13 protein-coding genes, 3 tRNA genes and 1 pseudogene are annotated in these 13,900 nt (G+C 69.7%); 11 read left to right on the top strand and 6 right to left on the bottom strand.

Features of this window, described 5'->3' with window-relative positions:
* The first annotated feature begins 16 nt into the window (after positions 1–16).
* The gene (locus ASF88_RS15330; protein WP_055920624.1) at positions 17–1,399 is read left to right on the top strand and encodes an FAD-dependent oxidoreductase; all 1,383 of its coding nucleotides are present in this window, start codon (positions 17–19) and stop codon (positions 1,397–1,399) included.
* A 38-nt stretch (positions 1,400–1,437) separates the two neighbouring features.
* A complete protein-coding gene (locus tag ASF88_RS15325) occupies positions 1,438–2,640 on the top strand; it encodes an alpha/beta hydrolase (RefSeq protein WP_082519015.1) in 1,203 nt (400 codons plus the stop codon).
* On the opposite strand, the gene ASF88_RS15320 is transcribed toward ASF88_RS15325, so the two are convergent.
* The gene (locus tag ASF88_RS15320) at positions 2,546–3,034 is read right to left on the bottom strand and encodes a YajQ family cyclic di-GMP-binding protein (RefSeq protein WP_055920621.1); all 489 of its coding nucleotides are present in this window, start codon (positions 3,032–3,034) and stop codon (positions 2,546–2,548) included. The two genes, ASF88_RS15325 and ASF88_RS15320, sit on opposite strands and share 95 nt — an antisense overlap.
* Positions 3,035–3,150: 116 nt before the next feature.
* Positions 3,151–3,294 (bottom strand): hypothetical protein, encoded by a 144-nt coding sequence (locus tag ASF88_RS20705; RefSeq protein WP_162242582.1) that lies wholly within the window; start codon positions 3,292–3,294, stop codon positions 3,151–3,153.
* 146 nt (positions 3,295–3,440) lie between these two features.
* On the opposite strand from ASF88_RS20705, the gene ASF88_RS15315 reads away from it, so the two are divergent.
* The gene (locus tag ASF88_RS15315; RefSeq protein WP_055920619.1) at positions 3,441–3,776 is read left to right on the top strand and encodes a helix-turn-helix domain-containing protein; all 336 of its coding nucleotides are present in this window, start codon (positions 3,441–3,443) and stop codon (positions 3,774–3,776) included.
* Between the two features lie 11 nt (positions 3,777–3,787).
* Here the strand turns inward: ASF88_RS15315 and ASF88_RS15310 are convergent, their stop codons facing one another.
* Complete coding sequence (locus tag ASF88_RS15310) at positions 3,788–4,351, bottom strand: ATP-dependent Clp protease proteolytic subunit (RefSeq protein WP_055920616.1); 564 nt, start codon at positions 4,349–4,351, stop codon at positions 3,788–3,790.
* A gap of 176 nt (positions 4,352–4,527) precedes the next feature.
* On the opposite strand from ASF88_RS15310, the gene ASF88_RS15305 reads away from it, so the two are divergent.
* The 3 genes from ASF88_RS15305 to ASF88_RS15295 all read left to right on the top strand — a co-directional run bounded on the left by ASF88_RS15305 (position 4,528) and on the right by ASF88_RS15295 (position 6,435).
* Positions 4,528–4,612, top strand: a tRNA-Tyr gene (locus ASF88_RS15305).
* A gap of 78 nt (positions 4,613–4,690) precedes the next feature.
* On the top strand, positions 4,691–5,503 hold the full coding sequence (locus ASF88_RS15300; RefSeq protein WP_055920614.1) for an inositol monophosphatase family protein: 813 nt from the start codon (positions 4,691–4,693) through the stop codon (positions 5,501–5,503).
* 245 nt (positions 5,504–5,748) lie between these two features.
* Positions 5,749–6,435, top strand: a complete 687-nt coding sequence (locus ASF88_RS15295; protein ID WP_162242584.1) for a M23 family metallopeptidase — start codon at positions 5,749–5,751, stop codon at positions 6,433–6,435.
* A gap of 261 nt (positions 6,436–6,696) precedes the next feature.
* Here ASF88_RS15295 and ASF88_RS15290 read toward each other — a convergent pair whose 3' ends face one another.
* Together ASF88_RS15290 and ASF88_RS15285 are read right to left on the bottom strand one after the other, a co-directional pair.
* Positions 6,697–8,436, bottom strand: a complete 1,740-nt coding sequence (locus tag ASF88_RS15290; RefSeq protein ID WP_442915042.1) for a glycoside hydrolase family 13 protein — start codon at positions 8,434–8,436, stop codon at positions 6,697–6,699.
* A 179-nt stretch (positions 8,437–8,615) separates the two neighbouring features.
* Entirely contained in the window at positions 8,616–9,476 is an 861-nt protein-coding gene (locus ASF88_RS15285; protein WP_055920603.1) for a pentapeptide repeat-containing protein, read from the bottom strand.
* Between the two features lie 110 nt (positions 9,477–9,586).
* Here ASF88_RS15285 and ASF88_RS15280 point away from each other — a divergent pair, with 110 nt between their 5' ends.
* The 3 genes from ASF88_RS15280 to ASF88_RS15270 all read left to right on the top strand — a co-directional run bounded on the left by ASF88_RS15280 (position 9,587) and on the right by ASF88_RS15270 (position 10,862).
* The gene (locus tag ASF88_RS15280; RefSeq protein WP_055920600.1) at positions 9,587–10,543 is read left to right on the top strand and encodes an aldo/keto reductase; all 957 of its coding nucleotides are present in this window, start codon (positions 9,587–9,589) and stop codon (positions 10,541–10,543) included.
* A 142-nt stretch (positions 10,544–10,685) separates the two neighbouring features.
* Positions 10,686–10,757: transfer RNA gene (locus tag ASF88_RS15275), tRNA-Thr, on the top strand.
* A gap of 31 nt (positions 10,758–10,788) precedes the next feature.
* Positions 10,789–10,862 (top strand) — tRNA-Met (locus ASF88_RS15270).
* A 186-nt stretch (positions 10,863–11,048) separates the two neighbouring features.
* Here ASF88_RS15270 and ASF88_RS15265 read toward each other — a convergent pair.
* Entirely contained in the window at positions 11,049–12,149 is a 1,101-nt protein-coding gene (locus ASF88_RS15265; protein ID WP_055920598.1) for a LacI family DNA-binding transcriptional regulator, read from the bottom strand.
* A gap of 181 nt (positions 12,150–12,330) precedes the next feature.
* On the opposite strand from ASF88_RS15265, the gene ASF88_RS15260 reads away from it, so the two are divergent.
* Both ASF88_RS15260 and ASF88_RS15255 read left to right on the top strand, forming a co-directional pair.
* On the top strand, positions 12,331–13,458 hold the full coding sequence (locus tag ASF88_RS15260) for an ABC transporter substrate-binding protein (protein ID WP_082519014.1): 1,128 nt from the start codon (positions 12,331–12,333) through the stop codon (positions 13,456–13,458).
* Positions 13,458–13,900: pseudogene (locus ASF88_RS15255) on the top strand (hypothetical protein); the annotation flags it as partial. The gene ASF88_RS15260 and the pseudogene ASF88_RS15255, both read left to right, overlap by 1 nt.

Here is a 13,900-nt window from a genome sequence, read left to right as displayed (position 1 = left end):
CAGAAGGAATCAACGCATGACCAAACTGCGACTGGCGATCGTCGGTGCCGGCCCGGCCGGGATCTACGCCGCCGACATCCTGCTCAAGGCCGAGCGCGGCTTCGACGTCTCGATCGACCTGTTCGAGTCGCTGCCGGCTCCGTACGGGCTCGTGCGCTACGGCGTCGCCCCCGACCACCCACGCATCAAGGGCATCATCACGGCCCTGCGCGAGGTGCTCGACCGCGGTGACATCCGCATCTTCGGCAACGTGACCTACGGGGTCGACATCACGCTCGACGACCTCAAGCAGCACTACAACGCGGTCATCTTCGCCACCGGGGCGGTGCACGACGCCGACCTCGACATCCCCGGCGTCGACCTCGGCGGCTCCTACGGCGCCGCCGACTTCGTCAGCTGGTTCGACGGCCATCCCGACGTGCCCCGCACCTGGCCGTTGGAGGCGAAGTCGGTCGCCGTCATCGGCAACGGAAACGTGGCCCTCGACGTCTCGCGCATCCTCGCGAAGCACGCCGACGACCTCCTGCCGACGGAGATCCCGGACAACGTCTACGAGATCCTCAAGAACTCGCCCGTCACCGACGTGCACGTCTTCGGCCGGCGCGGCCCGGCGCAGGTGAAGTTCACGCCGCTGGAGCTGCGCGAGCTCGGCGAGCTGCGCGACGTCGACATGATCCTCTACGACGAGGACTTCGACTACGACGAGCAGGCGAAGACTGCGATCACGAGCAACAAGCAGGTCATGGTGATCGACCGCGTGCTGCAGCAGTGGCGCCAGCGCGAGGTCGGGTCGGCCTCCCGTCGCCTGCACCTGCACTTCTACGCCAAGCCGCTGGAGCTCGTGCCGGACGAGAACGGCGATGTGCGCGCGATCCGCTACGAGCGCACAGAGTCCGACGGCGAGGGCGGGGTGCGCGGCACCGGCGAGATCCGCGAGCTGGAGATCCAGGCGATCTACCGTGCTGTCGGCTACTTCGGGTCGCCGCTGCCCGGCATCCCGTTCGACAAGAAGCACGGCATCATCCCCAACCACGAGGGGCAGGTGCTGCGCAAGGGCGACAACGAGCGGATGTACGGCGTGTACGCGACGGGGTGGATCAAGCGGGGGCCGGTCGGCCTCATCGGTCACACCAAGTCGGATGCCATGGAGACGATCAAACATGTGATCAACGATCAGGGCAACTGGTGGTCCCCCGCTGACCCCTCCGAGGAATCCGTGGAGAAATTGCTCCGCGACCGCGGTGTGGAGTACACGAACCTGGATGGGTGGCACAACCTCGACGAGCACGAGCAGACCCTCGGCGCGGAGCGCGGCCGTGCCCGCATCAAGGTCGTGCCGCGCGACGAGATGATCCGGGTGTCGAACGCCACCGCCGTGGAGGTCGGCGCGGCCGAGTAGGCCTCCCGTCGCGGGGTCGCTTCTGGCACGCTGGTGCCATGAGCAGCCCTGTCGAGTGGCGCCCGGATGTCCTCGGGCCCGGCTTCCAACAGGCGACGCTGGCGCTCGCCCCCGATGGGGAGGGCGACGTCGTCGCGACGCTGGTGCGCTTCGAGCCGTGGCCGCGGCTGGCCGACCTGCGGCCCGGTCATCCCGCCGAGGAGACCGACGTGCTGTACGTGCACGGCTGGTCGGACTACTTCTTCCAGACCGAACTGGCGCGCTTCTGGCACGAGCAGGGCGCGCGGTTCTTCGCGCTCGACCTGCGTAAGTACGGGCGCAGCCTGCGGCCCGGCCAGACCCCGGGGTTCGTGGACTCGCTCGACACCTACGACGAAGACATCGAGGCGGCGCTTGAGGCCATGGGCCACGGGGAGCACGAGCATCCGCGTCGCGCGCCGCACCGCCGCCTGATCCTGATGGGCCACTCCACCGGAGGGCTGACCCTGAGCCTGTGGGCCGACCGCCACCCGGGCCGGGCTGCCGCCCTCGTCCTGAACAGTCCGTGGCTCGAGTTCCAGGCCCACTCGGCCGGCCGCGCCATGATCAGCCCGTTCGTCGACCTCCACGCGCGGCTCGACCCGAAGGCGGCGATGCCGAACGTCGACCTCGGCTTCTACACGCGCTCGGTGTCACGCACGCTCGACGGAGAGTGGGACTACGACCTGACCTGGCGGCCGGTGCGCGGCTTCCCCGTGCACCCCGCATGGCTCACCGCCGTGCTCGCCGGCCACGCGCGGGTGGCGACAGGGCTCGCGATCGACGCGCCCGTGCTCACCCTGCTCTCGGCCCGCTCGACGCTGCTGCCGTACTGGACCGACGACATGCTCAACTCGGACGTCGTGCTCCTCGTGCAGGACATCGCCGTGCGCGCGCTGAGGCTCGCGCCGACGGTGACCGTCGCCCGTATCGACGGGGCGCTGCACGACGTCTTCCTGTCGCGAGAGCAGGCGCGCGAGGCCGCCTACCGGGAGGTCGTGCGCTGGCTGCGCGGCGCGCTCAGTGCGAGCCGCCCGGCCGCCGGACGGGGCCCGCTGGCCGGGCGAGGCCCGCTGGGTGGACGCGGACCGCTTGGAGGGCGAGGCCCGCTCGGGGAGGAGCCTCCGCTCAGCGGAAGTTCACGAACTGGAGGGCCACGTCCAGGTCGGCGCCCTTCAGCAGGGCCATCGTCGCCTGGAGGTCGTCCCGGCTCTTCGAGCTGACGCGCAGCTCGTCGCCCTGGATCTGCGACTTGACGCTCTTGGGGGCCTCGTCGCGGATGAGCTTGTTGATCTTCTTGGCGGCGTCCTGCTCGATGCCGTTCTTGAGGCCGACCTCGATGCGGAACTCCTTGCCCGACGGGTACGGCTTGCCGGTGTCGAGCGACTTGAGCGTGATGCCGCGCTTGATGAACTTCGACTCCACCACCTCGAGCACGGCCTTCACGCGCTCTTCGGTGTTGGCCTTGAGCAGCACCTTCTCGCCGCTCCACTCGACCGAGGCGCCGACGTTCTTGAAGTCGTAGCGCTGCTCGACCTCCTTGCGGGCCTGATTGACGGCGTTGTCCGCCTCCATCTTGTCGACCTTGCTGACGACGTCGAACGAGGAGTCTGCCACGATACTGTCCTTCCCGCGTGCGATTCCGGCGAGCTGAGCTGCCGCCGAACGCAGTCAAGTCTACGGGCGGCTCGCAACAGCACGGGGTCGCGCCTGGGTCCGTCGGCCGCCTCCGGTCAGGCGATCTTCTCCAGCTCGACGAAATAGGTCACGTGGCAGCCGTCGCCGTAGCACTCGATGCAGAGGTCGACCTCTTCGCCGTGCTGGGCGGGGTCGGCCCCTGTGCCATCGCACCGTTCGCAAATCTCCAGTGTCCTCATGCCGACGATTGTGCGCCCAGCCACCGACAACGACGGAAGGAGGAGGGGTGTGTCGCGGAAGTGGTGCGACGGCCCCTCATTCTGCTGTGGGCGGAATCCCGAAACCGGCGGGGTGCACGGCGACGGGGTCGGCTTAGGCTTCAGGCATGTTGATGCGGCACGCGATCGGCTCGGTGCTCCGCCGCCTGCGGACCGAGCGCGGTGCGACATTGCGCGAGCTGTCGGAGCGTTCACGCATCAGCGTCCCGTACCTCTCGGAGATCGAGCGCGGCCGCAAGGAGGCCTCGTCGGAGATCCTGGCGGCGCTCTGCCGCGTGCTCGACGTGACCGAGCGCGAGCTCCTGTCGGACGTGGTCGCGGAGTTCGCCCGCATCGAGGTGCTGAGCCTGATTCCGGATCGGGTGCACGCAGCGTCGGCGGTGGACGTCGCGGAGGACCACGAGGTCTCGGCCGTGCCGCACGCGGTCCTCCTGGCCGCCTGACGCGGGCCCGCTCAGCTCGCCAGGGCGCGCGTCGACCCGATGACCTCGTCGACGAAGCCGTAGTCGCGCGCCTCGTCGGCGGTGAACCAGCGGTCGCGGTCGCCGTCCTCGATGATCTGCTCGACCGGCTTGCCGGTCTGCTCGCTGGTCAGCTCGGCCATCCGCCGCTTGAAGTGGAGGATCTGCTTGGCCTGGGTCTGGATGTCCGCGCTCGTGCCTCCGAAGCCTCCATGGGGCTGGTGCATGACGATCGACGAGTTCGGGAGCGCGTACCGCTTGCCCGGGGCGCCCGACGAGAGCAGGAACTGGCCCATCGAGGCCGCGAACCCCAGCGCGACCGTCGCAACGTCGGCGCGGACGAAGTTCATGGTGTCGTAGACGGCGAACCCCGAGGTGATGGAGCCGCCCGGCGAGTTGATGTAGAGGAAGATGTCGCGGGCGGAGGCGATCGAGTCGAGCAGCAGCAGCTGCGCGCAGACCTCGCCGGCCGACTCGTCGTTCACCTCGGTGCCGAGGAAGACGATGCGCTCCTCGAGGAGCCGTTGCACGGGGGAGAGGGTGTCAGGAGTGGTCATGGCGCCATCCTGCGACCGGGCGCCTCCGCTTGTCGCGTGGTTCTGCCGTGTGCGAATTCGCGGCAGGCAGAAGGGCTCCGCGCGCTGCGATCGGCCGATTTCGTGACACGGCGCGCGCCGAGTATCCTTACATGGCGCCTTCGGTCGACAGCTGACTGGTGGTCGGAAGCGCGAATGGCGAGTTACCCAAGCGGCCAAAGGGATCTGACTGTAAATCAGCCGGCGTAGCCTTCGGGGGTTCGAATCCCTCACTCGCCACCAGCCGACGAAAGGGCCCGGATCATCCGGGCCCTTTCTGCGTGTGCGGGCGCCTCCCGGGCTTTGTGGGAGGCTGGTCGCATGCCCTCCACGACCGAGCTGCTCGAGATCGCCGCCACCGTCGCCCGCCGTGCCGCGGCGCTGGCTCTGCAGAGGCGTCGCGACGGGGTCGAGGTCGCGGCCTCCAAATCGACGATCACCGACATCGTGACGCGCGCCGATCGCGAGTCGGAGGATCTGATCCGCAGCGCGCTCGCCGCAGCACGGCCGCGCGACGGCTTCCTCGGCGAGGAGTCCGGTGCCGAGCACGGGACGAGCGGGCTGACCTGGGTGGTCGACCCGATCGACGGCACGGTCAACTACTTCTACGACATCCCGGCCTGGGCCGTCAGTGTCGCGGTGGTGGAGGGCGAGCCCGACCCCGCGACCTGGCGCACGCTCGCCGGCGCGGTCGTCAACCCGTCCACGGGCGAGGTGTTCACCGCGGCGGCCGGTGCAGGCGCACGCCTGAACGGCGCGCCGATCCAGGCGAACACCGGGGTGGACCTCCCACTGGCGCTCGTCGGCACGGGGTTCGGCTACGACCCCGAGAAGCGCAGAAAGCAGGCGGCTTTCGTCACCGAGCTGATCCCGCAGGTGCGCGACATCCGGCGCATCGGCGCGGCCTCCCTCGATCTCTGCTCGGTGGCGTGCGGACGGCTCGACGCGTACTACGAACGCGGGCTCAACCCCTGGGACCACGCTGCGGGCGCGCTCATCGCGCAGGAGGCGGGTGCCCGGCTGGGCGGCCTCGGTGAGGCGCCGGCCGGCACCGACCTCCTGCTCGCGGCGGCCCCCGACCTGTTCGAGCAGCTCGACCCGCTGGTGCAGGCGTACTACTCGCACTGGAAGTGAGCCCGCCGCGCCTCGATTGGTGACGCGGTTACCATTTCGTTATATTGGGTCGGGTGCCCCGTGAACCCAGACCTCGGACTGGTATTCCTGCACCCCGGGCCGATGCGCGCGGCACTGCCAACGCCCCGCTGACGCGCCGTGAGGCCCGCCGCCTGCAGGAGGCACGTCAGCGCGTGCGTGAGCAGCGCGAACCGCACGCCCGGCAGCGACCCCCGCGCTTCGGGCGGGGCGTGAGTCTGATGGCCATGCTGTCCGTGCTGGGGATCGCGGTCGCCACGACCGTCCCCGCGATCGCCCTCCTGAGCGAGGACGACGTGCGCGCCCGGACCGCGTCGGCCCACTTCAGCAGCGCCCCGGCGACCGAACGCGAACTGCAGGCCCTCGACAGCGTGACGTCGGCCGAGCGCGAGGCGATCATCCGCGACAGCGGAGCCGCGACCTCGGGCGAGCAGCTCGCCGCCTTGCGCTCCATGCGGATCGCGAACACCTTCCGCAACAACCCGGCAGGGGCCGTCCAATGGCCCTTCCCGGTCGGTGTGCCGATCAGCGACGGCTTCGGCTATCGCGTGGCGCCGACGGCGGGGGCCTCCACCGACCATCTTGGTGTCGACTTCACTCCGGGGTCGGGTGTGCCCATCCAGATCATCGCCGCGGGTGTGGTGCGGGAGGTCGTGACGCGGGACAACGGCGGCTGCGGCGTGAACGTCACGATCGACCACATGATCGGCGGCCAGCTGGTCAGCAGCAAGTACTGCCACATGCAGGCGGGCTCCGTGCGGGTGTCGGCGGGCCAGCAGGTCGCTGTCGCCGACATCGTGGGCCGCGTGGGCAACACCGGCGTGTCGACCGGGGCGCACCTGCACTTCGAGATCCGGCTCAACGGCACGGAGCCGGTCGACCCGGTCGCGTGGCTGAAGGCCAACGCGAGTTGAGCGGCCGCGAGCCCCGCAGGGTCCGCGTCGTGCAGTCGGCGGAGGGGATCCCCTGCCACGGGCTCAGGATCTCCTCCGCCGACCGGCCCGAGATCGCGATCGGGCCAGAAGATCCTCCGTTGACTGCGCGCGCCGTGTCGCCTTCAGCGCTGCGGAGGACATCTGTTCAGACACGCCGCGCCCGAAACGCTAACGGAGGAGATCCATCCCGGCTTCGGGCGGATCTCCTCCGTTGGTGACGCAGGTTCTGGCGCGGGAGCGTCAGATCAGCCAGGCGGTCGTGTCGCGCGGGAGCATGCCGCCCTCGAGCGGGCCGCTCGCGAGGATGACCGTGCCCTCCGGGAGCGGCAGCGGGGCCGCGCCGAAGTTCACGGCGACCGTGACCGCGCCGGTCCGGAACACCAGAGCGCCCTCGCCCGCGTTCGACCACTCGAGGTCGCCGAACGCGAGGTCGTGCTCACGACGGGCGGCCAGTGCCTCCTGGTACATCGTCAGCGTCGAGCCGGGGAGGCCCTGCTGCGACGAGCGCGTGTACGACGCCCACGAGGCCGGCTGCGGCAGCCAGCTCTTCGGGCCGGGGCCGAACCCGTACGACGGGTCGGTGCCCTCCCACGGGATGGGGACGCGGCAGCCGTCGCGGCCGTAGCGCTCACCGTTCGTGCGGAACCACGTCGGGTCCTGGCGTGCTTCGTCGGGCAGGTCGATGGCCTCCGGGAGGCCGAGCTCCTCACCCTGGTACAGATAGGCGGAGCCGGGCAGCGCGAGCATGAGCGCCGTGGCTGCACGCGCGCGGCGCAGCGCGAACGCGGTGTCCGGGATGCCGGTCGACTTCGGGCCGATGCCGTGGCCCTGCAGGTTCTCGCCCTCCAGCGCGAGGCGCGTCGCGTGCCGCACCACGTCGTGGTTGGAGAGCACCCAGGTGCTCGGGGCGCCGACGCTGCCGAACACGGCGATGGAGCGGTCGATCACAGCGCGAAGGGCGGCGGCGTCCCACGGCGTCTCGAGGTAGCCGAAGTTGAAGGTCTGCTGCATCTCGTCGGAGCGGACCCAGTTGGCGAGCTTCTCCATGGGCTCGACCCAGGCCTCGCCGCACAGCACGCGGTCGCCTTCGTACTCGTCGAGGACCTTGTGCCAGTCGCGGTAGATCTCGTGCACGCCGTCCTGACCGAAGTAGGGCGGGGTCACCGGCTCCTGCTCGGCGTGGGCGCTGATCTCGGGCTCGAGGGCGATACCGCCCGTGGTGGTCGCGACCGGGCCGCCGCCCATGCTGCCGACGTGGGCCGGCGGCGTGTAGTCGGGGAGGCCGGCCTCCTTGACCATGCCGTGCGCGACGTCCACGCGGAAGCCGTCGACACCGCGGTCGAGCCAGAACCGCAGGATGTCGCGGAACTGCTCCCAGACCCACGGGTTCTCCCAGTCGAAGTCGGGCTGCGACTTGTCGAACAGGTGGAGGTACCACTGGCCGGGAGTGCCGTCGGCCTCCGTGATGCGGGTCCAGGCCGGTCCGCCGAAGATCGACTCCCAGTTGTTGGGCGCCTCGTCGCCGTTCGGGCCCGTGCCGTCGCGGAACAGGTAGCGCGCGCGCTCCTCGCTGCCCGGCCCGGCGGCCAGCGCCTCCTGGAACCACACGTGCTCGCTCGAGGAGTGGTTCGGGACGATGTCGATGATCACCCGGAGACCGAGGCTGTGCGCGGTCTCGAGCAGTGCGTCGAAGTCGGCCAGCGTGCCGAAGCTCGGGTCGACGTCGCGGTAGTCGGCGACGTCGTACCCGGCGTCGTTCTGCGGCGACGTATAGAAGGGGGACAGCCAGACGGCGTCGACCCCGAGCTCGCGGAGGGCGGGGAGCCGGTGGGTGATGCCCGGCAGATCGCCCATGCCGTCGCCGTCGGCGTCGGCGAACGAGCGCGGATACACCTGGTAGATGACGGCGGAGCGCCACCACTCGCGGCCGGGTGCGCTCGGCGAGAGCGCGGCGGAGGAATCGGAAGTCTGAATACGGATCACCTGTCTTGGGGGCGGACGGGAGCACCGGAGCGGTCGCGTTGCACGAGGAGGCGGCGGCGCCGGCCTGCCTCGCTGCGCCGCTGCGGCGCCGGGATCGGCACGCCGTCGTCGGCGCATGCGAGCCATGCTAGCGCCATCGTCTGGGCGGCGGGTGCTCGCGGGGGATCTGGGCGGCGTCAGGTCCAGTGGGAGGGGCGGCGGAGGGCCTGGGGGAGGCGGGTGCGGGCATCGCCCAGGGCGGCGTCGACCTGGGTCTGCGTGAGGTAGATCGCCTGCTCGAGCCGGGCGCCGTGCAGCCGCGCGTCGCGGAGGTCGGCGCCGATCAGCTCCGCTCCGGCGAGGTCGGCGTCGCGGAGGTCCGCGGCGATCAGAAGCGCGCCGCGCAGCTCCGCGCCACGGAGGTCGGCGCCGTGCAGGTCGGCGCCGAGGAGGTCGGCGCCCGGCGACAGGCGCGAGCGGGGGATGCGGAGGCGCGCGCGAGTGTCCGCCTGCGGACCGGACTCGCGGGTCAGGCGGGCGGCCTCCCTCAGCAACGCGGCGGCGGGGTCGCGGAGGGCGTCGATGTCGAGCTCCAGGATGACCTCGGCCTCCGCGTCGGCCGCCGCCGCGACGTCGTCCCAGGAGGCGCGGAGGGCCGGATGGAGGGCCGCGGCTGCCGGCATCCCGAGGGCCTCTCGGAGGTACCAGAGCAGTTCATGCAGCTGGCGGACGATCGGGAACACGGCGAACATCCCTGCACGGACGGGGTCGCCGCTCCGCCAGGTGGCGCCCCCGAAGGTGTGCTGTGTGACGTGCTGGCCCGCGCCGAAGCAGTCGAAGACCGTGCAGCCCTTGAAGCCGCGCTCGCGCAACTGCGGGTGGATGCGGCAGCGGAAGTCGTCTTCGAGGTTGACGCACTCCTCTCCCGCAGCCTTGTCGAACGCGAAGTCGGCGGAGCGGGCGAAGGCGAGCGCGACGCAGCAGAGCCCCGTGCAGGCGGCGCAGTCGGCGGAGAGTTCGCGCTGCGGCCGCGGGGTCGTCGCGAGTGAACCGGACATTCCTCCACAGTAGAGCCCAGCCCCAACCTCTCCACATGTTCAGACACAAACGGAATAGCCCCCGGCCACCGGCGTTAGCGTGAGGAGACACCCCTCGAAAGGATCACGGAATGACTTCTCCGCGCCGCGCCATCGGCAACTCCGACCTCCAGGTCTTCCCGCTCTCACTGGGTGGCAACGTGTTCGGCTGGACGGCCGACCGCGACACTTCGTTCGCCGTGCTCGACGCGTACACGGCGGCGGGCGGCAACTTCGTCGACACCGCCGACGGCTACTCGGCGTGGGTGCCGGGCAACACCGGCGGCGACTCGGAGCGGATCCTCGGAGAGTGGTTCGAGGCCCGCGGCAACCGCGACGATGTGGTGCTGGCGACCAAGGTGAGCCAGCACCCCGACTTCAAGGGCCTCGCCGCCGACAACATCCGCCGCGCGGCCGACGCCTCGTTGGAGCGGCTGAAGAGCGACCGCATCGACCTCTATTACGCGCACTTCGACGACGCCACGGTTCCGCTGGAGGAGACCGTCGGTGCGCTGTCCGAGCTGGTCGACGCGGGCAAGGTGCGCGCCATCGGCATCTCCAACTACTCGCCGGAGCGCATCGAGGAGTGGTTCGCGATCGCCGAGCGCGAGGGCCTCCACCGGGCAGTGGCCCTCCAGCCGCACTACAACCTGGTCGAGCGCTCGTACGAAGAGAAGTACCGCGCGCTCGCCGAGCGGGAGAACCTCGGTGTCATGCCGTACTTCGCGCTCGCCGCCGGCTTCCTGACCGGCAAGTACCGCGACGGCGTCACCGTCGAGAGCGCCCGCGCCGCCGGCGCCGCGAAGTACCTCGACGAGACCGGCCGCAGCGTGCTCGCCGCCCTCGACGACGTCGCGGCGGCCCACGACGCCTCGGTCGCGACCATCGCCCTCGCCTGGCTCGCCGCCCAGCCGACGATCACCGCTCCGATCGCGAGCGCCCGCACCCTCGACCAGCTCCCCGACCTGCTCGCCTCGGTCACCGTCGAGCTCACGGCGGACGAACTGGAAGCGCTCGACGGCGCCTCGGAGGCCGCGAAGGCGGCGTAGTCGCCGGCCGCTGACGGTGGCCTTCCGAGCACCCGTCGCGGCGGGTTTCGGAGGGTCCGGGTGGTACGAAGCACCCGCGCGGGGATGGTATCCTCGTACGGTTGCCGAAAACGGCCCGGACTCCTCCGGATGCGTCGGCTTCGCCCCCTTAGCTCATTGGTAGAGCACTTCCTTGGTAAGGAAGAGGTAGTGGGTCCGATTCCCACAGGGGGCTCCGTCTCCCGGTCGCGACGACGGGAGGCCCCGGCGGGGTAGCTCAGGTGGTTAGAGCACACGGCTCATAATCGTGGTGTCGCGGGTTCGAGTCCCGCCCTCGCTACATAGCTTGAAACACTGGGAACGGCGGCTGATGATCAGCCGCCGTTTTCTCGTTGTCGGGACGATTTGGACACAATTTGGACACACTCCGAATCACCGGGCCTTGCAAGGAGGTCCAGGATGCGCCCGGCACGCGGTTGACCGCGATGCTGTTCTGCGCACGCGCCATCCTGACGGCCTTGCTGGCTCACCGTGCGAGGGAGTCAGCGGCTCCTGCTCGGCCGAGCGGTGCCGTCGAGTCTCTGATGACCAGTCGCGGCGCGACGAGCTGGCGGCGGACCGGGATCGTCTCCCCGCCGATGGCCCGGATGAGGGCGTCGAGGGCGCGGCGCCCGAGTTCTTCGTACGGCTGTCGGACGGTCGTCAGGGGCGGGTCCACAATCAGCGCGGCACGCTCGTCGTCGAACCCAACCAGCGCGATTTCGGTCGGCACGCTGCGCCCCGCTGCCCGGAGCGACCGAAGAACTGGAGCGGCGATCTCGTCGGCCTCGCAGAAGATCGCGTCGATGTCGGGGGCGGAGGCGAGGAAACGGTCGAACTCCGGGTAGGTGCGCTGCGTTTCGTCGACGGTATCGGCGCATGCGACCACGAGTTGATCCCGGTAAGGGACGCCGGCGTCCTCCAGCGCGTCACGGTAGCCGAGGAGTCGTTCCTTCACGTAGAACGCGCTGTAGTCGCTTCCGACGTAGGCGATCTTGCGCCGGCCGAGGCGAAGGAGGTGTTCGACGCCCTGCCGGGCTCCGAGTCGGCTGTCGGTCACGATCGTGGGGAGTACGAGGTCTTCGGCGACATCGTCGATGGTCATCACCGGTATCCGGAGCCGATGCGCCGCCTCCGCGACGTCTCGGTCGTCCGCCGATCCGAAGATCAGTAGCCCTTCGGTCGGGACCTCCACCAGGCTGGCTACGATGGCTGCGGCGGTCGACGGCCCCGCGTAGGGGAGGGTGCGTGGGCCTTCCTCGACGGGTCGCTCCGCTGTGGCGAACGGCTGCACCAGTACCCGGTAGCCGAGTGCGTGCGCAGCTGCGGTGGCGCCGCGCACGGCCGGATCCCACCAGCCCCAGATGCCTTCCGGCAGCAGGATGCTCACTGCCCGGTAGTCGGAGGTGCGGAGCGCCCGCGCCGTGACGGAAGGCCGGTAGCCGAGCCGGTCGGCGACCGCGCGGATCCGTGAGCGGGTGTCGGCGCTCACGTCCGGGTGGTCTTGGGGGGCGAGCGCGCGCGAGACCGTCGCGATGCCGACACCGGCCTCCTTCGAGACATCGGCCAGTGTGACTCTGCGAGCCATCCGTCACCCCCTTCGGTCGTGCACCGAGAAGTGCTGCTTGACATCTCGGACCCTTCGGCATAGCTTACCGGTAACGCCACCGGAAACGTTACCGGTATCGAATCCGGACTGTTCATCCTCTCCGGACGCGAACCGTCGTCCGGCGGCCTCCGTACGTCAATGAAGATCAAGGAGATTCGACGTGAACCGACCACACAGCACACGCGGACGGCGGCGCCGTCCCCGGACGGTGCTCGTCACCGTGGCCGCGGGAGCGGCTGCCGTCGCCGTGGGACTTACGGGTTGCTCCCTGTCGCCGAGCACCGCGAGCAGCGACAGCAACACCCTCACCGTCGCGACGTGGAAGGGCTATGGCGCCGACCTGCCCTGGGTCGCCGCCGAGTTCAAGAAGGAGACGGGCGCGACCGTCAAGTACGAGTTCATCGACTCGGAGGCGAGCGAGCTGCAGCTGGTGCAGAAGGCGAACGGCGGCATCGATGTGGCGCTGCCGAACATCCAGTACATCGGTCAGGGGATCGATCAAGGGCTCTTTCACTCCCTGGACTCCGGGAAACTGAGCAATTACACGGACATCTACCCGGAGTTCTCCGGCCGGAAGGAGATCCGCAAGGGCGGTGAGCTCTACGGGATCCCCTGGACCTGGGGCAGCTCCGGAGTCTTCTACGACAGCTCCAAGGTCAGCCCCGCGACGGACTCGCTGAGCGTGCTCTGGGACCCGAAGTACAAGGGTCAGATCGCGCTGTTCGACGATCCGACCGTGCTGATCCCGCTGACCGCGCTCTATCTCGGTGAGGATCCGCAGAATCCCGACATGGCCAAGGTGACGCCGGCCTTGCAGAAGCTGAAGGACAACGCGAAGCTGCTGTACTCCTCGAGCGACGACCTGGCGAAGGCGGTAGCGAGCGGCTCCGTCGTCGCCGGCACGGGCGACTCCGGGAGCATCGGAAGCCTGATCGCTAGCAAGGCGGCGGGCACCGACGGCTTCCGGTACGAGATCCCGAAGGAGGGCGCTGTCGGCTGGATCGACAACTGGGCGATCGCGGCCAAGACCAAGCACCTGGACCTCGCGTACAAGTGGCTGAACTACATGACGGGCAAGGAGTTCCTCACCAAATGGGCGAACACCCCAGCGGACTCCTCGCCGGCCCCGGCCAACAAGTCCGTCGTCGACGCGCTCGAGCCGGCGACGCTCGACCGCCTGCAGGCCAACCCGGACAAGATCTCGAGCCTCGCCCTCCAGCTGCCAGAGCCCGCCGACCGCCTCCAGTCGTGGCTGGACGCCTGGACCCAGGTGAAAGCCGGCTCCTGATGACCACAGCCCCTCTGTCCCTGGCCCGCCGTCCTCGGCGGCGGGCCAGGGGGGCCCTGGGCACGGGGTTCCTGCTCACGCCCGGCGGCATCCTCCTGGTCTTGTTCGCCCTGCTGCCGCTGATCGCCCTGCTGGTCATCGGATTCACGAACAGCGCCGGAAGTCTCACCTTCGAGAACTTCGCGCAGATGTTCGGCAGCCCGGTGTACATGTCGCTGCTGGGTCGCACGCTGCTGATCGCGTTCTGCGTGACCGTGCTCAGCATCGCGCTGGCCTGGCCGGCCGCGTGGGCGCTGGCGCGCTACACCAGCCCGAAGGCGAAGCCGCTGATCCTGGGCTTCGTGATCATCCCGTACATCACGTCGCAGCTGCTGCTGATTTACGGATTCGTGAGCCTCATCCAGGCGGGCGGACCGGTGATGTCGCTGCTGTCGGGGATCGG

This window comes from Leifsonia sp. Leaf336 (assembly GCF_001423695.1).
GTDB lineage: Bacteria > Actinomycetota > Actinomycetes > Actinomycetales > Microbacteriaceae > Leifsonia.
This window is presented reverse-complemented; position numbering and strand designations above follow the sequence as displayed.